Source organism: Geodermatophilus sabuli (assembly GCF_010686765.1).
GTDB classification, from domain to species: domain Bacteria; phylum Actinomycetota; class Actinomycetes; order Mycobacteriales; family Geodermatophilaceae; genus Geodermatophilus; species Geodermatophilus sabuli_A.
Window position 1 is genome coordinate 374,493 of record NZ_JAAGWF010000007.1, and the last position, 20,143, is coordinate 394,635.

The 20,143-nt window shown below is 74.7% G+C and carries 20 protein-coding genes and 1 pseudogene; 20 read left to right on the forward strand and 1 reads right to left on the reverse strand.

Going from position 1 to position 20,143, the window contains the following annotated elements; genetic code table 11:
- Positions 1-84: 84 nt before the first annotated feature.
- From rimP to larE, 12 genes and pseudogenes are all read left to right on the forward strand, one after another.
- A complete protein-coding gene (gene rimP / locus GCU56_RS06735) occupies positions 85-672 on the forward strand; it encodes a ribosome maturation factor RimP (protein WP_345771687.1) in 588 nt (195 codons plus the stop codon).
- On the forward strand, positions 669-1,814 hold the full coding sequence (nusA, locus tag GCU56_RS06740; RefSeq protein ID WP_163480716.1) for a transcription termination factor NusA: 1,146 nt from the start codon (positions 669-671) through the stop codon (positions 1,812-1,814). The genes rimP and nusA overlap by 4 nt, the downstream gene beginning before the upstream one ends.
- Positions 1,815-1,855: 41 nt before the next feature.
- The gene (locus tag GCU56_RS25065) at positions 1,856-2,203 is read left to right on the forward strand and encodes a DUF448 domain-containing protein (protein ID WP_163480780.1); all 348 of its coding nucleotides are present in this window, start codon (positions 1,856-1,858) and stop codon (positions 2,201-2,203) included.
- A gap of 95 nt (positions 2,204-2,298) precedes the next feature.
- A pseudogene (locus tag GCU56_RS23805) lies at positions 2,299-2,442 on the forward strand (translation initiation factor IF-2 N-terminal domain-containing protein); the annotation flags it as partial.
- Positions 2,443-3,507: 1,065 nt separating this feature from the next.
- Positions 3,508-5,343 (forward strand): translation initiation factor IF-2, encoded by a 1,836-nt coding sequence (gene infB, locus GCU56_RS23810; protein ID WP_239521821.1) that lies wholly within the window; start codon positions 3,508-3,510, stop codon positions 5,341-5,343.
- Positions 5,344-5,443: 100 nt separating this feature from the next.
- Positions 5,444-5,743: a DUF503 domain-containing protein gene (locus GCU56_RS06755; protein WP_345771688.1), complete on the forward strand. Its 300-nt coding sequence runs from the start codon at positions 5,444-5,446 to the stop codon at positions 5,741-5,743.
- 112 nt (positions 5,744-5,855) lie between these two features.
- Positions 5,856-6,362: a 30S ribosome-binding factor RbfA gene (rbfA, locus tag GCU56_RS06760; protein ID WP_163480718.1), complete on the forward strand. Its 507-nt coding sequence runs from the start codon at positions 5,856-5,858 to the stop codon at positions 6,360-6,362.
- A gap of 73 nt (positions 6,363-6,435) precedes the next feature.
- Complete coding sequence (locus tag GCU56_RS06765) at positions 6,436-6,681, forward strand: hypothetical protein (RefSeq protein ID WP_163480719.1); 246 nt, start codon at positions 6,436-6,438, stop codon at positions 6,679-6,681.
- Positions 6,678-7,715, forward strand: coding sequence for a DHH family phosphoesterase (locus GCU56_RS06770; protein WP_163480720.1), 1,038 nt, complete (start codon positions 6,678-6,680; stop codon positions 7,713-7,715). Before GCU56_RS06765 ends, GCU56_RS06770 begins: the two co-directional genes overlap by 4 nt.
- Positions 7,716-7,836: 121 nt before the next feature.
- A complete protein-coding gene (locus tag GCU56_RS06775; protein ID WP_163480721.1) occupies positions 7,837-9,120 on the forward strand; it encodes an MATE family efflux transporter in 1,284 nt (427 codons plus the stop codon).
- Positions 9,117-10,034, forward strand: coding sequence for a tRNA pseudouridine(55) synthase TruB (truB, locus tag GCU56_RS06780; protein ID WP_163480722.1), 918 nt, complete (start codon positions 9,117-9,119; stop codon positions 10,032-10,034). The genes GCU56_RS06775 and truB overlap by 4 nt, the downstream gene beginning before the upstream one ends.
- Before the next feature lie 20 nt (positions 10,035-10,054).
- On the forward strand, positions 10,055-10,885 hold the full coding sequence (larE, locus tag GCU56_RS06785) for an ATP-dependent sacrificial sulfur transferase LarE (RefSeq protein ID WP_163480723.1): 831 nt from the start codon (positions 10,055-10,057) through the stop codon (positions 10,883-10,885).
- 11 nt (positions 10,886-10,896) lie between these two features.
- Here the strand turns inward: larE and larB are convergent, their stop codons facing one another.
- Positions 10,897-11,580: a nickel pincer cofactor biosynthesis protein LarB gene (gene larB / locus GCU56_RS06790; RefSeq protein ID WP_163480724.1), complete on the reverse strand. Its 684-nt coding sequence runs from the start codon at positions 11,578-11,580 to the stop codon at positions 10,897-10,899.
- A gap of 50 nt (positions 11,581-11,630) precedes the next feature.
- On the opposite strand from larB, the gene GCU56_RS06795 reads away from it, so the two are divergent.
- From GCU56_RS06795 to dapB, 8 genes are all read left to right on the forward strand, one after another.
- Positions 11,631-11,969: an antibiotic biosynthesis monooxygenase family protein gene (locus tag GCU56_RS06795; protein ID WP_163480725.1), complete on the forward strand. Its 339-nt coding sequence runs from the start codon at positions 11,631-11,633 to the stop codon at positions 11,967-11,969.
- Between the two features lie 114 nt (positions 11,970-12,083).
- Complete coding sequence (locus GCU56_RS06800) at positions 12,084-13,223, forward strand: branched-chain amino acid aminotransferase (RefSeq protein ID WP_204331500.1); 1,140 nt, start codon at positions 12,084-12,086, stop codon at positions 13,221-13,223.
- Positions 13,224-13,228: 5 nt separating this feature from the next.
- Positions 13,229-14,227: a bifunctional riboflavin kinase/FAD synthetase gene (locus tag GCU56_RS06805; RefSeq protein ID WP_163480726.1), complete on the forward strand. Its 999-nt coding sequence runs from the start codon at positions 13,229-13,231 to the stop codon at positions 14,225-14,227.
- 217 nt (positions 14,228-14,444) lie between these two features.
- A complete protein-coding gene (gene rpsO / locus GCU56_RS06810) occupies positions 14,445-14,714 on the forward strand; it encodes a 30S ribosomal protein S15 (RefSeq protein ID WP_163480727.1) in 270 nt (89 codons plus the stop codon).
- Positions 14,715-14,959: 245 nt separating this feature from the next.
- Positions 14,960-17,242, forward strand: coding sequence for a polyribonucleotide nucleotidyltransferase (locus tag GCU56_RS06815; RefSeq protein ID WP_163480728.1), 2,283 nt, complete (start codon positions 14,960-14,962; stop codon positions 17,240-17,242).
- A gap of 41 nt (positions 17,243-17,283) precedes the next feature.
- The gene (locus tag GCU56_RS06820) at positions 17,284-18,624 is read left to right on the forward strand and encodes an insulinase family protein (RefSeq protein WP_163480729.1); all 1,341 of its coding nucleotides are present in this window, start codon (positions 17,284-17,286) and stop codon (positions 18,622-18,624) included.
- Positions 18,624-18,983, forward strand: coding sequence for a VanZ family protein (locus GCU56_RS06825; protein ID WP_163480730.1), 360 nt, complete (start codon positions 18,624-18,626; stop codon positions 18,981-18,983). The genes GCU56_RS06820 and GCU56_RS06825 overlap by 1 nt, the downstream gene beginning before the upstream one ends.
- A gap of 48 nt (positions 18,984-19,031) precedes the next feature.
- Positions 19,032-19,838, forward strand: a complete 807-nt coding sequence (gene dapB / locus GCU56_RS06830) for a 4-hydroxy-tetrahydrodipicolinate reductase (RefSeq protein ID WP_163480731.1) — start codon at positions 19,032-19,034, stop codon at positions 19,836-19,838.
- Positions 19,839-20,143 lie beyond the last annotated feature (305 nt).

The following is a 20,143-nucleotide window of genomic DNA, read 5'->3' on the forward strand; positions in this document are numbered from 1 at the left end:
CGCCGTCGTCCCGCGGGAGCCGTGGGACCAGGCGGGATGTCCCCCTGCGTGCGCCGACCGAGCCGAGGAGAGGGAGGGAGCCCCGTGTCCGCCGCTTCCCGCACCGACCCCGTCGCCACCCGGCTGGCCGGCTGGATCGCCCCCGTCGTGGACGCCGCCGGGTACGACCTGGAGGAGCTGGTCGTCACCCCGGCCGGGCGCCGCAGCGTCGTCCGCGTCGTCGTCGACCGCGACACGGGCATCACCCTCGACGACATCGCCGAGGTGAGCCGGGCGGTGTCCGCGGCGCTGGACGCCAACGACGGCGACCTCGGCCGGGCGCCGTACGTGCTCGAGGTGACCAGCCCCGGTGTCGACCGCCCGCTCACCGAGCCCCGGCACTGGCGGCGCAACGCCGGCCGGCTGGTCAGCGTCGACGTCGGACCGGCGAAGGACGTCGAGCAGGTGACCGCCCGCGTGCTGGCGGTCGACGACACCGGGGTGACCCTCGCCGTGGAGGCCAAGGGCAAGCCCGGTGCCCGCAAGCGCCCGCCCACCACCCGTCAGGTGCCGTGGTCGGAGCTCGGCGCGGGCCGGGTGCAGGTGGAGTTCGGCCGGCCCGAGCCCGAGCCGGACGCCGAGGCGGACGAGCAGCCGGATCTCGCCGACGACGACGACGGAGGAGGACAGTGAACATCGACGTGACCGCCCTCAAGGCGGTCGAGCGGGAGAAGGGCATCCCGGCCGACACGGTGATCGAGGCGATCGAGTCGGCGCTGGTGACCGCCTACCGGCACGCCGACGGCGCGGCCAAGCACGTGCGGGTGCACGTCGACCGCAAGAGCGGCGAGGTCGCCGTGCTGGCCCAGGAGCTGGGTCCGGACGGGGACGTCGTCCGCGAGTGGGACGACACCCCCTCGGACTTCGGCCGGATCGCGGCCAGCACCGCCAAGCAGGTCATCGTCCAGCGGCTGCGTGACGCCGAGCACGAGCAGACCTTCGGCGAGTACGCCGGCAAGGAGGGCGACATCGTCAGCGGCATCGTGCAGGCGCACGACCGCCGCAACCTGCAGGGCACCGTGCTCATCGACATCGGCAAGGTGGAGGCGGTGCTGCCGCCGACCGAGCAGGTGCCCGGCGAGAGCTATCCGCACGGCAGCCGGCTCAAGGCGTACGTGGTGTCGGTGGCCCGCACCTTCCGGGGGCCGCAGGTCACCGTCTCGCGCACCCATCCGAGCCTGGTCCGCAAGCTGTTCGCCCTCGAGGTGCCCGAGATCGCCGACGGCAGCGTCGAGATCGTGGCGGTGGCACGCGAGGCGGGTCACCGGTCGAAGATCGCCGTCCGGACCAAGGTGCCCGGCCTCAACGCCAAGGGCTCCTGCATCGGCCCGATGGGGCAGCGGGTGCGCAACGTCATGAGCGAGCTGCACGGCGAGAAGATCGACATCGTCGACTGGTCGGACGACCCGGCGACCTTCGTCGCCTCGGCGCTGAGCCCGGCCCGGGTGAGCAGCGCACGGGTCGTCGATCCGCAGGCGAAGGCCGTGCGCGTCGTCGTCCCCGACTACCAGCTGTCCCTGGCGATCGGCAAGGAGGGCCAGAACGCGCGGCTGGCCGCCCGGCTGACCGGCTGCCGGATCGACATCCGCAGCGACGCCCAGCCCGACGACGACGTCCCGTCGCCCGGGGTCGGCCGGGCGCCGCTGCGCTCCGGTGGGCCGCCGGCCGCGACCGGCGCTGCGCGCGGCCGTCCGGGGGGTCCCGGGAGTGGTCCGCGTCCCGGGCGGGTGGGCTCTTCCCGGAGCGCGGAACACCCGGGGCCCGCCGCGCGCTAGAGTGCAGGGTGGCCGAAACGTCGATCCCGGTGCGCACCTGTGTGGGCTGCCGGAAACGCGCTCCGGTCACCGACCTGCTGCGTGTCGTCGTCCGGGGCTCCGAAGTCGTCCCTGATCCACGACGGACACTCCCCGGCCGGGGTGCGTCACTGCACCCCACCCCGGAGTGCCTGCGCGCAGCAGAGCGACGCCGGGCCTTCGCCCGGGCACTGCGCAGCAGCGGCCCGGTGGAGGCCGGTCCGCTCCAGGTCCACGTCCTCGGTACGCCGTCCCCGGTGCCCGCGGACCGGGCCGGGGCGGGCGACCACGAACGAACGACAGACCGCACCAACACAGACGGATCGGCACCCGGCCGGTCCGCACGTCGAGAGCAGGACGTCGTCGGATGAGCAAGCCGTGAAGTCCCCACGATGACAAGCCGATCCATGCACTACTGACGTCGAGGTCGAGCGGGCAAGCCGCCGGCCTCACCAAGAGGAGACCCGTGCCAGGCAAAGCCCGCGTACACGAACTCGCCAAGGAGTTCGGTGTCGACAGCAAGACCGTGCTCGCCAAGCTCAAGGAGCAGGGCGAGTTCGTGAAGTCCGCCTCGTCCACCGTCGAGGCCCCCGTGGCCCGGCGGCTGCGGGAGGCCCTCGGAGCCGTCGGCAACGGCGCTCCCGCTCCGGCCGCCCGCCCCAGCGCCCCGGCCGCCCGCCCCAGCGCCCCGGCACCTGCTCCGCAGGCCCCGGCCGCCGCCGCGCCGTCCCCGGCTCCGTCCGCCCCGGCTCCGCAGGCCCCGGTCACGCGCGCCCCCGGCGCGCCGGCACCCGGCCCGCGTCCCGGCGTCCGCCCGGGTGCTCCCATGCCCGGCCCGCGTCCGGCGGCTCCGGCTCCGCAGGCCCCGGCGGCCAGCGCACCCACCGCCCCGGCCGCTCCCCAGACCCCGGCTGCGCCGCTGCCGCCGGCGGCTCCGCAGGCCCCCGCGGCCGGCGCGCCCACGCAGCAGCCCCCCGCGGCTCCCAGCGGTCCGCGTCCGGGTCCGGCGGCACCTCGTCCGGCTGCGGCCGGCGGCTCCGCTCCGGGCGCGCCCCGTCCGGGTGGTCCCGGTGCCGGTCCGCGTCCCGGTCCCCGTCCGGCTCCGCGGCCGGGCAACAACCCCTTCAGCAGCGCTCCTCGCCCGGCTCCGGCCGGCGGCGCGCCCCGTCCGGCCGGCCCCGGCGCGGGTCCGCGCCCCGGCCCCGGCGCTCCCCGCCCGGGTGCCGGTGCGGGTGGTCCGCGTCCGGCCACCGGCCCCGGCGGTCCCCGGCCCGGTCCCGGCGCGGGTGGTCCGCGTCCGGCCGCCGGCCCCGGCGGTCCCCGGCCCAACCCCGGCATGATGCCGCAGCGTCCGAGCCCCGGCATGATGCCGCCGCGGCCGGCCGCGGGCGGTCGTCCGGGCGGCGGTCCCGGCGGTGCGGCCCGTGGCCGCCCCGGTGGCGGTCCCGGCGGCGGTGGCGGTGGCTTCCGTCCCGGCGGCGGTGGCGGCGCCCCCGGTGGCGGTGGCGGTGCTCCGGCCGGCGGTGGCTTCCGTGGTGGTGGCGGCGGCGGTGGCCGTGGTCGCGGTCGCGGCGGCTCCGGTGCCGGTACCGCCGGTGCCTTCGGCCGTCCCGGTGGTCGCGGTCCGGTCCGTGGCCGCAAGAGCAAGAAGCAGCGGCGTCAGGAGTTCGACTCCATGGCGGCGCCCAGCATGGGCGGCGTCCAGCTGCCCCGCGGCAACGGGCAGACCGTCCGGCTGCCCCGTGGCGCCTCGCTGACCGACCTGGCCGAGCGCATCAACGCCCAGCCCGCCGCGCTGGTCACCGCCCTGTTCCACCTGGGCGAGATGGTCACCGCGACGCAGTCGGTCAACGACGAGACGTTGCAGCTGCTCGGTGCCGAGATCGGCTGGGTCATCCAGGTCGTCAGCCCCGAGGACGAGGACCGCGAGCTCCTCGAGACCTTCGACCTCACCTTCGGTGACGAGGAGGGCGACGAGGAGGACTGGTCGTCCCGTCCGCCGGTGGTGACCGTCATGGGTCACGTCGACCACGGCAAGACGAAGCTGCTGGACGCGCTGCGGCACACGAACGTCGTGTCGCGCGAGGCCGGCGGCATCACCCAGCACATCGGCGCCTACCAGATCGTCACCGAGCTCGAGCACAACGAGCGCCCGGTCACCTTCATCGACACCCCGGGTCACGAGTCGTTCACCGCGATGCGTGCCCGAGGCGCGAAGGTCACCGACATCGTCGTGCTGGTCGTGGCGGCCGACGACGGCGTCATGCCGCAGACGGTCGAGGCGCTCAACCACGCCCAGGCCGCCGAGGTGCCGATCGTGGTCGCGGTCAACAAGATCGACAAGGAGGGGGCCAACCCCGCCAAGATCCGTCAGCAGCTCACCGAGTACGGGCTGGTGGCCGAGGAGTACGGCGGCGACACGATGTTCGTCGACGTCTCCGCGACCACCCGCCAGGGCCTCGACGAGCTCCTGACCGCGATCCTGCTGACCGCCGACGCCTCGCTGGACCTGCGCGCCAACACCGAGCAGGACCCCCAGGGTGTCGTCATCGAGGGCAAGCTGGACAAGGGCCGCGGCCCCGTCGCCACGGTGCTCGTCCAGCGCGGCACGCTGCGCCAGGGTGACTCCATCGTGGCCGGCGACGCCTACGGCCGCGTCCGGTCGCTGCTCGACGAGCACGGCAACAAGCTCAAGGAAGCCCTGCCGTCGCGGCCGGTCCAGGTCGTCGGCCTGACCTCCGTCCCGCGTGCCGGCGACACCTTCCTGGTCGTCGAGGAGGACCGGGTGGCCCGGCAGATCGCCGACCGCCGCCAGGCCCGCATCCGCAACGCGCAGAACGCCTCCATGCGCAAGCGGATCAGCCTCGAGGACCTCGACGCCGCGCTCAAGGAGACCCGTCAGCTCAACCTGATCATCAAGGGCGACAACTCGGGCACCGTCGAGGCGCTCGAAGAGGCGCTGATGAAGATCGAGGTCGACGACGACATCTCGCTGCGGGTCATCCACCGCGGGGTCGGCGGCATCACCAAGAGCGACATCGACCTGGCGCTGGCCGACGACGTCATCGTCCTGGGCTTCAACGTCCGGGCCGAGGGCCAGGCCACCGAGCTCGCCAACCGCGAGGGTGTGGACGTCCGGTACTACACGGTCATCTACCAGGCCATCGACGAGATCGAGGCCGCTCTCAAGGGCATGCTCAAGCCCGTCTACGAGGAGGTCCAGCTGGGCACGGCGGAGGTCCGCGAGGTCTTCCGGGTGCCGAGGATCGGCAACGTCGCCGGTTCGCTGGTCCGCAGCGGGACGATCGTGCGCAACTCCAAGGCACGGCTGGTCCGCGACGGTGCCGTGGTCGCCGACAACCTCACCGTCGAGTCGCTCCGGCGCTTCAAGGACGACGCGACCGAGGTCCGCGAGGGCTACGAGTGCGGTATCGGTCTGGGGTCGTTCAACGACATCAAGATCGATGACGTGATCCAGACCTTCGAGATGCGCGAGATCCCGCGTACGTGAGAGAGGACCCCGTCCTCCTCACACCTCGCCAGCTCGGTGTGAGTCTCGGGACGGGGCCGCGGCAGCGGGGCCGTCAGAGCACGTTGCGGTAGGGGAGGCGGTGAGTGTGTTCACGGGCACGCTCACCGCCGACCTGCTGCTGGGCGACGTCCACTCGCTCAAGGGCAAGCGCGCCGTGGTGCGGCCGATCGTGGCGGAGCTGCGGCGTCGCTTCGCGGTGGCCGCCGCCGAGGTGGGCGACCAGGACCTGCACCGCCGCGGGCAGGTCGCGGTCGCCACCGTGGCGGCCGACGCCGGTCAGGTGGCCGAGGTGCTCGACGCCTGCGAGCGGTTGCTGGCCGAGCGACCGGAGGTGACGCTGCTCTCGACGCACCGGCAGCTGTTCTCCGACACCGATTGAAAGAGGACCCCGTCGCCCCCACCCCTCGCACGCTCGCGGTGGGGCCCTGCACGGGGACCGCAGCCACTGTCCACCCGGCGTCCGCCCCGGACGCCCCGACGCAGGAGGTCCGATGGCCGACCCGGCCCGCGCCCGCAAGTTGGCGGTGCGCATCCGCCAGATCGTGTCCGCCGCGATCGAGCACCAGATCAAGGACCCCCGGCTGGGCATGGTCACCGTCACCGACGCCCGGGTGACGAGCGACCTGCGCGAGGCGACGGTCTTCTACACCGTGTTCGGCGACGACACCCAGGTCGCCGACTCGGCACGAGCCCTGGCCAGCGCCACCGGCGTGCTGCGCTCCACGGTCGGCAAGCAGACCGGGATCAAGTTCGTGCCCTCGCTCGCGTTCGTCGCCGACCACGTCCCCGACACCGCACGCGAGCTGGACGAGGCGCTGGAGCGGGTGCGCTCCGCCGACGCGGAGCTGGCCCGGATCCGCGAGGGCGCCAGTTACGCCGGCGAACCCGACCCCTACCGCCGTCCGGTCGAGGAGTCCGACGAGGACGAGGACACCGACGGCGTCCGGACTGCCGATGACGATGCCGACGTGCCCACCGAGACGAGGAGTGCCTCGTGAGCGAGCGTGCGAGCTCACGCAGGAGCACAGCAGTGCCGCGAACGCGGCCGACGAGCGCCGGCGAGGAGGACTCGTGAGCGAGAACGACCCCGACCCGCACCTCGCGGACGGGGGCCAGGGGCACTCCGAGTTCGGCGGCAAGCCGGTGCCGGCGTCCGGGGACCCGACGCAGGGCGGCAAGACCGGTGAGATCGGCGACGCCCCGAGCATCACCTCCGACGAGCCGGACGACGGCGGCCCGGGCATCCCGGTCGGCGGCGGGCACGTGACCGAGGAGGAGAACGCACCCCCGGTGGCCGACCCTGGCTCCGGCGCATGACGATCTCCCTCCCGCGCGGCCGCGACCTCACGGCTCCCGCGGCCGCCGTCCTCGCCGAGGCGGCGGACGCCCGGGCCACGGTGGTCCTCTCCGGCCACGTGCAACCCGACGCCGACGCGCTGGGCAGCACGCTGGCCCTCGCCGAGGGGCTGCGGCGGCGTGGTGCCCGGGTGCTGGCGACCTTCCCCGACCCCTTCGTCCTGCCGGCCTCGCTGTCCTGGCTGCCCGGCGTCGACGGGCTGGTCCCGTCCTCGGCCGTGCCGGCGTCGCCGGACGTGTTCGTCAGCCTCGACGCCGCCTCCCCGGCGCGTCTCGGTGAGCTCGCGGCGCTGCTGGACGGCGCGGCCACGTCCGTCGTCGTCGACCACCACGCCAGCAACCCCGGCTTCGGCACCGTCCGGGTGGTCGACCCCGGGGCGCCGGCCACGGTGACACTGGTCGCCGACCTGCTCGACGGTCTGGGCGTCGCGGTGGACCAGCAGCTGGCCACCTGCCTCTACGCCGGTCTGTCGGCCGACACCGGGTCGTTCCGGTTCGGCAACACGCGACCGGACACCCACGACCTCGCCGCCCGGCTGCTGGCCACCGGCATCGACCACGCGACGATCAGTCAGCGGCTGTTCGACACCGCCCCCTTCGGCTGGCTGCGCCTCCTGTCGGTGGTCACCGGCCGCGCCGCGCTGGAGCCGGCGGTCGGCGCCGGCCTGGTGTGGACCTGGTCGAGCACGGCCGAGGCCGCCGAGCACGGGCTGCCGGGTGAGCAGCTGGAGGCGCTCGTCGACGTCGTCCGCTCCACCCAGGAGGCCGACGTGGCCTGCGTGCTCAAGGGCCAGGACGACGGATCCTGGTCGGTGTCGCTCCGCTCGCGGGGGGCCACCGACGTCGCCCGGGTCGCGATGGCGCTCGGCGGCGGCGGGCACCGGGCCGCGGCCGGGTTCACCTCGTACGCCGACCGCGAGACGACGATCGGCGCCGTCCGCCGGGGACTGGGCGCACCGTCGGCTCCCGCCCACCCCCCGACACCAGGTGCCTAGGAGGACCTCGCTGCCCCCCACGCCTCGCACGCTCGGCGTGGGTCCCTGCACCGGGGCCGATCGGGGCGCTGAGCCGGACTCCGGCTCGGCGCCGTTCCGGCCGCCACGCCGCGGACCGTCGGTGCTCGCGCTCGCGGCGCCCGCACTCGTGGTGCTGGCGGCCGAGCCGCTGTACCTGCTGGTCGACACCGGCGTCGTCGGCAACCTCGGGACCGTCGCGCTCGGTGGGCTGGCCGTGGGCGGCGGGCTGCTGGCCTGGGCCGCCGCGCTCCTGAACTTCCTGGCCTACGGCACCACCGCGCGCGCCGCCCGCCGCGCCGGGGCCGGCGACCGGGCCGGGGCGGTGGCCGAGGGGGTCCAGGCCACCTGGCTCGCGCTGGTCCTGGGGCTGGGCGTGCTGGTGGTCTTCCAGCTGCTGGCCGGCCCGCTCACCCAGGTGCTGGCCGGTGGCGCAGGGGCCGTCGCCGACGCCGCCGAGGGCTGGCTGCGGATCGCCGGGCTCGGTGCCCCGCTGCTCCTGGTGTCGCTGGCCGGCAACGGCTGGCTGCGCGGGGTGCAGGAGCTGCGCCGGCCGATGCGCTACGTGCTGACCGGCAGCCTGGCCAGCCTCGTGCTGTGTCCCCTGCTGGTGCACCCGGCGGGTCTCGGGCTGGCCGGGTCGGCGGTCGCCAACGTCGTCGGTCAGGCGCTGACGGCGGCGCTGTTCGTCCGGGCGCTGCTCCGGGAGGGCGTGCCGTGGCGGCCCCGCGCCGCCGCCCTGCGTGCCCAGCTGGTCATCGGCCGCGACCTGCTGCTGCGCGCCGCGGTCCTGCAGCTGGCCTTCCTGGTCGCGACCGGCGTGGTGGCCCGCGCCGGCACCGCCGAGCTCGGCGCCCACCAGATCGCCGTCCAGCTGTTCTTCTTCCTCGCCCTCGTCCTGGACGCCTACGCGATCGCGGCCCAGACGCTGGTCGGCCAGGCGCTGGGCGCCGGCCGGCGCCGGGACGCCCGCGCGACCGCCCGCCGGGTCACCGCCTGGGGTCTCGGCAGCGGCGTCCTGGTCGCCGCCCTGCTGCTGGTCCTGCGTCCCGCGGTGCTCCCGCTGTTCACCGACGATCCCGCCGTCCTCGCCCAGGCCCGCACCGCCTGGTGGTTCCTCGCCGGCATGCAGCCGCTCGCGGGGGTGGTCTTCGCCCTCGACGGCGTGCTGATGGGCGCCGGCGACGTCGGCTACCTGCGCACCGTGACGATCGGGTCGGCACTGGCCGGGTTCCTCCCGCTGTCGCTGCTCGCCGTCCCGCTCGGCTGGGGGCTGGCCGGGGTGTGGACGGGGCTCACGCTCTTCATCGTGCTGCGGCTGGTCGCCGTCGTCGTCCGGGTGGCGGGCGACCGCTGGATGGACGCGCCTGCAACGGTGGGCGCGTGAGCCCCAGACGACCCGATGCCGACGTCCCGCCCGGCCTGCTGCTGGTCGACAAGGCCGGCGGGCTCACCTCGCACGACGTGGTCGCCCGCGCCCGGCGGGTGCTGTCGGTCCGGCGGGTCGGCCACGCCGGCACCCTCGACCCGATGGCGACCGGACTGCTCGTCCTCGGCGTCGGCACGGCCACCCGCCTGCTGGGCCACGTGGGTGGGCACGACAAGACCTACGCGGCGACGATCCGGCTCGGGCAGGCCACGGTCACCGACGACCGGGAGGGGGAGCTGCTGGCCACCGCCTCGGCCGCGCACCTGGACGACGCCGCGGTCACCGCTGCGCTCGCCGCCCAGACCGGGCCGCTGCAGCAGGTGCCCTCGTCGGTCAGTGCGGTCAAGGTCGCCGGGCGGCGCTCCTACGACCGGGTCCGGGCCGGCGAGGAGGTGGTCCTGGAGCCGCGCTCGGTGACCGTGCACCGGCTCGACGTGCACCGGATCGCCCGGCCCACCCCCGACCTGGTGGACGTCGACGTCACGGTCGCCTGCACCGCCGGCACCTACGTCCGCGCCATCGCCCGCGACGCGGGAGCCGCCCTGGGCGTCGGCGGCCACCTCACTGCCCTGCGCCGCACCGCGTCGGGGCCGTTCGCGGTGGCCGACGCCGCACCGGTCGAGGAGGCGGCGGCCGCGCTGGCCGCCGGTGGGGGAGCCGGTGTCCTCGGGCTGACCGCCGCGGCCCGGCTCGTCTTCCCCGAGCGGACGCTCACCGCCGAGGAGGCGCGCGCGGTGGGCCACGGGCAGCGCATCCCGGCCACCGGCGTCCCCGGGTTGCACGCCGCCGTGGCCGGCGACGACCGGCTGGTCGCCCTGGTCGAGGACGCCGGCACCGTCGCCCGCGTCGCCGTGGGCTTCCCGCCGGCCTGAGCGGCTGGCAGCCTGCGGAGGTGCTCGACGACCGCCTGGCCGACCTCGACGCCCTGCTCGCCCCGCTGCCCGGGGTGCTGGTCGCGTTCTCCGGCGGGGTCGACTCGGGCACGCTGCTGGCCGCGGCGGTGCGCGCGCTGGGTGCCGACCGGGTGGTCGCCGCGACCGCCGTCTCCCCGAGCCTGCCCGCCGCCGAGCGGACGGCGGCCGCCGCCTTCGCCGCCTGGCTGGGCGTGCGGCACGAGCAGCCCCGCACCGACGAGCTGTCCCGGGCGGGCTACCGCGCCAACGCCGGCGACCGGTGCGCCTTCTGCAAGACCGAGCTCGTGTCCGTCCTCGTGCCGCTGGCCGACGGGCTGGGCATCGCCGACGTCGTCACCGGCACCAACGCCGACGACCTCCGGGCCGGCTTCCGCCCCGGCATCCGGGCGGCGGCCGAGCGCGGGGCGTGGACGCCGCTGGCCCGCGCCGGCCTCACCAAGGACGACGTCCGGGCCGCCGCCCGCCGGTGGGGGTTGCCGCTCGCGGAGAAGCCGGCCGCCGCCTGCCTGGCCAGCCGGATCGCCTACGGCGTGCCGGTGTCGGCGCAGCGGCTGGCCCGGGTGGAGCGGGCCGAGGCCGACCTGCGCGCGGCGCTGGCCGGTGCCGGCATCGACGTCCGGGACCTGCGGGTGCGCGACCTCGGCGACACCGCTCGCGTCGAGGTGGACGCGTCCGCCGTCCCCGCGCTGGCCGCCCGGCCCGACGTGCTGGCCGCGGTGGCCGGGTTCGACCGGGTCGAGCTGGACCCGCGCGGCTTCCGCTCCGGCGCGATGAACGAGCTGCTGCCGGACCCGGTCCGCTACCGCTGAGCCGGCCGCGGTCATCCGGCGGACCCCCGGACCGACCGCACGATCCGCGCCGCGGCCACTCCGGCACCGAACCCGTTGTCGATGTTGACCACCAGCACCCCCGGCGCGCAGGCGGTCAGCATGGTGAGCAGCGCGGCCAGCCCGTCGAACGCGGCGCCGTAGCCCACCGAGGTGGGGACGGCGACCACCAGCCGGTCGGTCAGCCCGGCCACCACGCTGGGCAGTGCGCCGTCCATGCCGGCCACGACGACCACCGCGTCGGCCGCGCGCAGGTCCGGCGCCACGGCGAGGACGCGGTGCACCCCCGCCACCCCGACGTCGTCCACCCGCCGGCAGCCGACCCCGCTGGCGGCCAGGGTGAACGCCACCTCGGCGGCCACCGCTCCGTCCGAGGTCCCCGCGGTCAGCACCAGCACGCTCCCGGACGCCGGCGGCAGGTCGCCCACGGCCACGCAGCGGGCCCGCCGGTCGACGGTGGCGCCGGGCCAGCGGGCGAGGACGGCGGCCGCGGTCGCGTCGTCCACCCGGGTCGCCCACGCCGGGACCGTGCCCGCGTCGAGGAGCCCGGCCAGGCAGGCGACCGTCTCCGCGGGCGTCTTCCCCGCGGCGTACACGACCTCCGGTGTCCCGGTCCGGGCAGCACGGTCGGGGTCGAGGCGGGCGAAACCGAGATCCGCGGTGCGGGGGGCGTCCACGCCGTCAGCATGGGGGATTGACCGGCTGTCGTGCCGGGAACGGGGAGCGCATGAGCGTCGTGAAGATCAACGCGATCAGCGTGCCCCCCGACAAGCAGGAGCGCTTCGAGGAGCGGTTCCGTGGCCGGGCGGGCGCGGTGGAGAGCACCCCGGGCTTCGAGTGGTTCGAGCTGCTGCGCCCCAAGGAGGGCACCGACCAGTACCTCGTCTACACGCGGTGGAGCAGCGAGGAGGCCTACGAGTCGTGGCAGTCCGGCCAGGACTTCGACCGGGCCCACGACGGGGGCGGGGACACCCTGGCGCCCGCGGCCGCCCAGTCGGCGCACCTGTGGAGCTACGAGGTGCTCGAGTCGGCCGGCCCCCGCGCCAACCAGGAGAACCAGGTCTGAGCCGGGAGGGGCCGGTGGCGGTGCCGCCGGCCCCTCGCCGGGCGGCGCTAGGGTGGCGGGCGGACCCGGCGGCCGCCGACCGTCCCCGTTCCGCGCACGCCGCAGGTGGGAGCCATGACCGACACGCTCGCCGACAGCCGCACGACCTCCCGGACGTTCACCGAGGGCGTGCCGGTCGTGGTGGAGGACGTGCAGCGGCGGCCTGCGGCCGAACGGCACGAGGTGCTCGCCGATCCCGGGTTCGGCCGGCACTTCACCGACTCGATGTTCGTCGCGCGGTACCGCGCCGGTGAGGGCTGGTACGACGCCCGGCTGACCGCGTACGCACCGCTGCAGATGGACCCGGCGACGGCCGCGCTGCACTACGCCCAGTCGATCTTCGAGGGGCTCAAGGCCTACGCGCAGCCCGACGGCAGCGTGGCCACCTTCCGGCCCGAGGCCAACGCCGCCCGGTTCGCCCGCGGCGCTCGTCGGCTGGCCATGCCGCCGGTGCCGGAGGAGGCGTTCCTCGCGGCCGTCGACGCCCTGGTCGACACCGACCGCGACTGGGTGCCCACCGGGCCCGACCAGACCCTCTACGTGCGGCCCTACCAGCTGGCCACCGAGCCGTTCCTCGGTGTGCGGCCGGCGCACGAGTACCTGTTCCTGGTGATCGCCAGCCCGGCCGGCGCGTACTTCCCACGCGGCGTGCACCCGGTGTCGGTCTACCTGTCCGAGGACTACATCCGGGCGGCGCCGGGCGGCACCGGCGACGTCAAGTGCGCCGGCAACTACGCGGCCAGCCTGCTGGCCCAGGAGCAGGCGATCGAGGCGGGCTGCGACCAGGTCGTGTGGCTCGACGCGGTGGAGAAGCGCTACGTCGAGGAGATGGGCGGGATGAACCTGTTCTTCGTCCTCGGCACCGGCGAGGACGCGGAGCTGGTCACCCCCGAGCTCACCGGCACGCTGCTGCCCGGCATCACCCGCGACTCGCTGATCACCGTGGCGCGCGAGCGCGGGCACCGGGTCACCGAGCGGAGGTTCAGCGTCGACGAGTGGCGGGCCGGCGTGGCCGACGGCACGGTCACCGAGACCTTCGCCTGCGGGACGGCGGCGGTCATCACCCCCGTCGGCGAGGTCAAGGCGCGCACCGGCGACTTCACCGTGGGCAACGGCGAGCCCGGGCCGGTCACCATGGCGCTGCGCGAGCACCTGCTCGACATCCAGCACGGCCGGGTGCCCGACACCCACGGCTGGCTGCACAAGGTCGCCTGAGCCGCGTGCTCCGCTGGCGAGCGCTGGAGGCGACCCCCGGGGACCTCGGCCGCACGGTGGTCACCGTCGGCATGTACGACGGCGTGCACCGCGGCCACCAGGCGCTGATCGGCGCCGCGGTGCAGCGGGCCGCCGCGGCCGGCCGGCCCTGCCTGCTGCTCACCTTCGACCCGCACCCGTCGGAGGTGGTCCGGCCCGGCTCGCACCCGGCGATCCTCACCTCGCTGGACCGCAAGGCCGAGCTGGTGGCCGCGCTCGGCGTCGACGCGATGTGCGTGCTGCCGTTCACCCCGGAGTTCATGCGGCTGTCCCCGGAGACGTTCACCCACACCGTGCTGGTCGAGCACCTGCACGCGGCGTCGGTCGTGGTGGGGGAGAACTTCACCTACGGCCACCGGGCGGCCGGGGACGTCGGCACGCTCACCCAGGAGGGCCGCCGCTTCGGGTTCACCGTCGAGGGGGTGCCGCTGGCCCACGTCACGACGTCGCCCGGGCCCACCGCCCCCGCCGGAGCCGGCGCCCCGCCCGACGGCGAGATCACGATCTCCTCGACCTACATCCGCGCCTGTGTGGCCGCCGGTGACATGGAGTCCGCCGCCCGCGCACTGGGCCGGCCGCACCGCATCGAGGGCGTCGTCGTCCGTGGCGACCGGCGCGGGCGGGAGCTCGGCTACCCGACGGCGAACGTGGAGTCACCGCCGTACACCGCCGTCCCCGCCGACGGGGTCTACGCCGGCTCCCTGGTGATCCGCGAGCCGCGCACGGGCGCCACCCTCGGCAGCTCGCCCGCGGCCATCTCGGTCGGTACGAACCCGACGTTCCAGGGCAGCCGGCGCACGGTCGAGGCGTTCCTGCTCGACTTCGACGGCGACCTCTACGGGGAGCACGTGGGCGTGGAGTTCGTCCAGCGGCTGCGCCCGATGCTGACCTTCTCCGGCGTCGACGAGCTGGTGGCGGCGATGGACCAGGACGTCGCCGACACCCGCGCGATCCTCGGGCTCTGAGATCGCGGTCCTCCGGACCGCACCGCGGCCACGTGCCGTCCCGGACCAGGCGGAGCCCCAGCCAGGTGCCGTCCCCCCGGGGCCGACTCGGCACGACCCGGGGACGTCGTCCCGGCCGCTGGTAACCTGAACAGTCGTCGGGGTTCCCCGACGTGTGTGCAGCCTGCCCTCGTGAACCAGACCGGGGGCCACACGTGACCTGCCCAGGAGGCCGTCCATGGCGCTCGACAGCACCACCAAGCAGCAGATCATGACCGAGTACGCCACGGTCGAGAAGGACACCGGCTCGCCCGAGGTGCAGGTCGCGATGCTGACCCGCCGGATCAGCGACCTCACCGAGCACCTCAAGATGCACAAGCACGACCACCACAGCCGGCGGGGCCTGCTCCTGCTGGTCGGTCGTCGTCGCCGCCTGCTGAACTACCTGGCCAAGACCGACATCAACCGGTACCGCTCGCTCATCGAGCGGCTCGGTCTGCGCCGCTAGTACGACGAGGGGACCGTCCCACCGGGACGGTCCCCTCTCTCGTGCGGCACCCGCCCCACGAGGACCCACGGCCCCCGAGCCGGACCCCCACGCTGGTCGGTCCTCGGTAGTGGCCCCCGGGCACGATCCCTCCCCGAGGGGGGCGTTCCCCGTGGGCTTCGATCGAAGACCGGTCACCCGGGCGCAGTTCGGCGCCGGGCGCCACGAAGAGGACGTCGCCGCATGCGACGTAGGAAGAGGACACCGTGTCCGCACCCACCACCCAGAACACCACCACCGCCGCCGAGTTCGACCCCGAGGACGGCGTCACCACGGCCACCGCGGTCATCGACAACGGCAGCTTCGGCAGCCGCAGCGTGACCTTCGAGACCGGTCGCCTGGCCCGTCAGGCCGCCGGCTCCGTCGTCGTCTCCATGGGCGACACCATGCTGCTGTCGGCCACGACGGCCGGCCGCCAGCCCAAGGAGCAGTTCGACTTCTTCCCGCTGACGGTCGACGTCGAGGAGCGCATGTACGCCGCGGGCCGCATCCCCGGCTCGTTCTTCCGCCGCGAGGGCCGGCCGTCCGAGGACGCCATCCTCACCTGCCGGCTCATCGACCGCCCGCTGCGCCCGACGTTCGCCAAGGGCCTGCGCAACGAGGTCCAGGTCGTCATCACCGTCCTGTCGCTGGACCCCTCGCACCTCTACGACGTCCTGGCCATCAACGGTGCCTCGGCGTCCACCCAGCTCTCCGGCCTGCCGTTCTCCGGCCCGGTCGGCGGCACCCGCGTCGCCCTGATCAACGGCCAGTGGGTCGGCTTCCCCACCCACGCCGAGCTCGAGGACGCCGTCTTCGACATGGTCGTGGCCGGCCGGCTGCTCCCCGACGGTGACGTCGCGATCATGATGGTCGAGGCCGAGGCGACCGCGAAGACGATCGAGCTGGTCGCCGGCGGCGCGACCGCCCCGACCGAGGAGGTCGTGGCCCAGGGCCTCGAGGCGGCCAAGCCGTTCATCAAGGCGCTGTGCGAGGCGCAGTCGGCCCTCGCCGACAAGGCCGCGAAGCCGATCGCCGAGTTCCCGCGCTTCCTCGACTACCAGGACGACGTCTACGCCGCCGTCGAGGCCCACCTGGGCGACAAGCTCGCGCAGGCGCAGCAGATCGCCGGCAAGCACGAGCGCGAGGAGGCGACCGACGCCCTCAAGGACGAGGTCAAGGCCGCGCTGGCCGGCCAGTTCGAGGGCCGCGAGAAGGAGATCTCCGGCGCCTTCCGGGCGCTGACCAAGAAGGTCGTCCGTCAGCGGATCCTGCGCGACAAGGTCCGCATCGACGGCCGCGGCCTGACCGACATCCGGCCGCTGTCGGCCGAGGTCGAGGTCATCCCGCGGGTGCACGGCTCGGCGCTGTTCGAGCGGGGCGAGACCCAGATCCTGGGTGTCACCACGCTGAACATGCTCCGCATGGAGCAGCAGCTCGACACGCTCTCGCCGGACAACCGCAAGCGGTACATGCACAACTACAACTTCCCGCCGTACTCCACCGGGGAGACCGGCCGGGTGGGCTCGCCCAAGCGCCGCGAGATAGGCCACGGCGCGCTGGCCGAGCGGGCGCTGCTGCCGGTGCTGCCCGACCGCGAGGAGTTCCCCTACGCCATCCGGCAGGTCTCCGAGGCCCTGGGCTCCAACGGCTCGACGTCCATGGGCTCGGTCTGCGCCTCGACGCTGGCCCTGCTCAACGCCGGTGTGCCGCTGAAGGCCCCGGTCGCCGGCATCGCCATGGGCCTGGTGTCCGACGAGGTCGACGGCAAGACCGAGTACGTCGCGCTGACCGACATCCTCGGGGCCGAGGACGCCTTCGGTGACATGGACTTCAAGGTCGCCGGCACCAAGGACTTCGTCACGGCGCTCCAGCTCGACACCAAGCTCGACGGCATCCCCTCCGACGTCCTCGCCGGTGCGCTGACCCAGGCCCGCGCGGCCCGGCTGCACATCCTCGACGTCATGGGCGAGGCCATCGACGGCCCCGACGAGATGAGCCCGTACGCCCCGCGGGTGACCACGGTGCGCATCCCGGTCGACAAGATCGGTGCGGTCATCGGCCCCAAGGGCCAGATGATCAACGCGATCCAGGACGAGACCGGCGCCGACATCACCATCGAGGACGACGGCACGATCTACGTCGGCGCCTCCGACGGCCCCTCGGCCCAGGCCGCCGTGGACCGGATCAACGCCATCGCCAACCCGCAGATGCCCAAGGTCGGCGAGCGCTTCCTCGGCACGGTCGTCAAGACCACGCCGTTCGGCGCCTTCGTCTCCCTGCTCCCGGGCAAGGACGGCCTGGTGCACATCAGCAAGCTGGGTGCGGGCAAGCGGATCGGCAAGGTCGAGGACGTCGTGAACGTCGGCGACAAGCTGCAGGTCGAGATCACCGACATCGACGCCCGCGGCAAGATCAGCCTCGTCCCGGTCGAGGCCGAGGCGGCCGCCGCCGACGGCGCCGCTGCGGAGGCCCCGGCCGAGGCCGCCGCCGCCCCCGCGGCGGAGTGAGCACGGCTCGACCCAGCTCGACGAGCGGAACCGGGACCGGGGTGGGCGCTGCGGCGTCCGCCCCGGTCCCGCTTCCCGTCGGGCGGACCGCGGTCCTGGACGTCGACGAGTTCGGCGGCCGGGTGGAGCGCACCGAGTTGCCCGGCGGGCTGCGGGTCCTCACCGAGACGATGCCCGGTGTGCTGTCGGCGACCGTCGGCATCTGGGTGGGCGTCGGCTCCCGCGACGAGACGGACGCGGTGGCCGGCTCCTCGCACTTCCTCGAGCACCTGCTGTTCAAGGGGACGACGTCCCGCGACGCGCTGGAGATCGCGACGGCCATGGACGCCGTCGGCGGCGAGATGAACGCCTTCACCGCCAAGGAGCACACCTGCTACTACGCGAACGTGCTCGCCAGCGACCTCCCGCTGGCGGTCACGCTCCTCGGTGACCTCGTCACCGACGCGCTCAACACCGCGGCGGACCTGGAGTCCGAGCGCACGGTGGTGCTCGAGGAGATCGCCATGCGCGACGACGAGCCCTCCGACGCGGTGCACGACCTGTTCGCCGAGACGCTCTTCGGCGGCACGGCGCTGGGCCGCTCGGTGCTGGGCACGGTCGAGTCGATCGAGGCCCTGACCCGCGAGGACGTCGACGGCTGGTACCGCCGGCGGTACGACGCCCCCTCGATCGTGGTCACCGCGGCCGGCCGGGTCCAGCACCAGCAGGTGCTGGAGCTGGTGGCCGCCGCCTTCGGCGACCGGCTGGCCGGCGACGCGCGCCCCGCGCCGCTGCGCCGGGGCGACGAGGCCGGCTCCCCGGCACCGGCGCGCCCGACCGGGCTCATCCGGCGCCGCACCGAGCAGACCCACCTGCTGCTGGGTTCGGTCGGCCTGGGCCGGCTCGACGAGCGTCGCTACGCCGCGGCGGTCCTGGAGACCGCGGTCGGCGGTGGGATGAGCTCCCGGCTGTTCCAGGAGATCCGGGAGAAGCGCGGGCTGGTCTACAGCGTCGGCTCGGCGCTGACCCACTACGCCGGCACCGGGGCGTTCTCCGTCTACGCCGGGTGCTCCCGCAAGCGGGTGCCCGAGGTGCTGGGCCTGGTCCGCGAGGAGCTCGCCCGGGTGGCTGCCGACGGCCTGACCACCGAGGAGGTCGCGCGCGGGCGGGGTCAGCTGAAGGGCGGCCTGGTCCTCGGCCTCGAGGACACCGGTTCCCGGATGAGCCGGCTCGGCAAGAGCGAGCTCTCCTACGGCGAGTACCTGTCGGTGCACGACGTCCTGGCCCGCCTCGACGCCGTGGACGAGGACCAGGTCCGCGCCGTGGCCGCCGATCTGCTCACCCGGGAGACCTGCCTGGCCGTCGTCGGCCCCTACCGCGAGTCCGAGCTCGACCGGCTCTGATGCACCCCGCACTCGCCGTGCACGGCGCGCTCGCGCGCGGTGCCTTCGCCGTCGCCGTCCTGGTGTCGCTGGCGGTCCTGTTCGCCCCGGGGGACGGCGTCCCGTCCGCCCCGCCGGGCGTCGACAAGGTCGTCCACCTGGCCCTGTTCGCCGCGCTCGCGGTCACCGGCCTCTGGGCCGGTGTGCGGCCGGCCGTCCTCGCCGCCCTCCTGGTGCTGTACGCCGCGGGCAGCGAGGTCGTCCAGGCGCTGACCCCGCTGGAACGCGCGGGGTCGGTGGCCGACTGGGCGGCGGACGTCGTGGGCGTGGTCGCCGGACTGCTGCTGTGGGCCGGCCTGCACCGGCGGCCCAGCGCCTGACACCGGGGCGGTGTTGCGTCCCCGGCGGCGGCCGGGAAACCTGACCGGGTGACTCCTCCGCCTCCCTCCGCCGACCAGCAGGAACCGACCCCGCGGGTCGCGGACACCCCGCGGACCAGCGTGGGTGTGCTGGGCGCCCGCGGCCGGATGGGCACCGAGGTGGTCAAGGCGGTCACCGCCGCCGAGGACCTCGAGCTGGTGGCGATGATCGACTCGGGTGACTGGCTGTTCGACGTCGCGAACGCCGGGGCCCAGGTCGTCGTGGACTTCACCCGGCCCGACGTCGTCATGGACAACATCCGGTTCTGCGTCGACCACGACATCCACTGCGTGGTCGGGACCACCGGGTTCGACGCCGAGCGGCTGGCCACCGTCGCCGCGTGGCTCGAGGCCAAGCCGGACGTCGGGGTCGTCATCGCGCCGAACTTCGGCATCGGCGCGCTGCTGCTGATGAAGTTCGCCCAGGAGGCGGCGCGCTTCTTCCCCTCGACCGAGATCGTCGAGCTGCACCACCCGAACAAGGTCGACGCCCCGTCCGGCACCGCCGTCCGGACCGCACGGCTGGTGGCCGAGGCCCGCCGCGCAGCCGGCCTGCCCCCGTCGCCCGACGCCACGCTGGACGCGCTGCCCGGGGCTCGCGGTGCCGACGTCGAGGGGGTGGCGGTGCACGCCGTCCGGCTCACCGGGCTGGTGGCGCACCAGGAGGTCCTGATGGGCGCGCCCGGGGAGACCCTCACGCTGCGACACGACTCCTACGACCGGGCCTCCTTCATGCCCGGGGTGTTGCTGGCGGTCCGGCAGATCGGCAGCCGTCCCGGCCTCACCGTCGGGATCGAGACCTTCCTGGGGCTCTGACGGCGCACCCTGTCCGGCCCCGCCGGGGGCTCCGGGGGCGCCCGGCCGCTGTGACCGGGGACGCCCTCGCCCGGCTTGCACACCGCCCCCCGGATGCGTGTATGGTCCTTCTTGCGCCGGACGGGCCCGGGAGGGCCGCGGAGAGCACCCCCCGGGGTGCAGGACTCCTGAACCGGCGCTAGAGTGGGACAAGCCGCCGAGGACGAAGCCCGAGAGGGTCTGGTTCTCGCGCGTCCGCTCCTTGAGAACTCAACAGCGTGCCGAAAGTCAGTGCCAAGTAACAATTCCTCGTGGCATTGCACTCG